This window comes from Streptomyces sp. AC627_RSS907 (assembly GCF_019049165.1).
Genome location: NZ_JAGMUE010001048.1, coordinates 1 through 719 on the forward strand (window position 1 = coordinate 1; position 719 = coordinate 719).

Below are 719 nucleotides of genomic sequence, written 5' to 3' on the forward strand. Positions count from 1 at the left end.
GGGCGGGGCAGCCACGGCGTGCGGCGCCGGGCGGCCACGACGACGGGTCCGGCGCCCCGCGCCTACGATCCCTACCCCTCGCCGGCCGCCCGGCGTGCCCGCATCCGGGTGGTCCGCGCCGTGCCGCGCACCCCGCCGGGCATCGCGGCACGGCAGGCGCGCACCCCGCCCGGCATCGCGCACGACAGCCGGGTGGCGCCCCGTAATCGGGAAGCCACCCGGCTGTCGCTGTCGCGCTCAGTTGCCGCGCAGGCGCTCCATCTCGCGCCGGTCACGCTTGGTGGGCCGGCCCGCGCCGCGGTCCCGGACGCCGAGCAGCGCGACCTCCTCGCGCGGCGGCGGGGGCGGGCTGTTGTCCACGTAACACTCGGCGGCGATCGCGGCGCCGACCCGCTTGCGCACCAGCTTCGAGACCACGACGACGCGCTCGCGTCCCGCGTGGAAGAGCCGCACCTGGTCCCCCGGCCGCACGGCCGCCGCGGGCTTGACCCGGTCGCCGTTGACGCGGACGTGGCCGCCCCGGCACGCCGTCGCGGCCGCGGAGCGGGTCTTGGTCAGCCGCACCGACCAGATCCAACTGTCGACTCGTACGGTCCCCTCGTCTGCCGTCATGGCACCGACTCTAGCGCCGTGCCGCCGATCACCGGGGTGGGTTTTCGCCCGGGCCGGGCCCCGTGCCCCGGTCGGGCGGCGCGCGGGAGACCGCCGCGCTCCCCGCC

General features: G+C 78.6%; 1 protein-coding gene. It reads right to left on the reverse strand.

The features are described 5' to 3' along the window. Nucleotides 1-237 precede the first annotated feature (237 nt). Complete coding sequence (locus KUM32_RS40185; protein ID WP_187086194.1) at nucleotides 238-612, reverse strand: RNA-binding S4 domain-containing protein; 375 nt, start codon at nucleotides 610-612, stop codon at nucleotides 238-240. Nucleotides 613-719 lie beyond the last annotated feature (107 nt).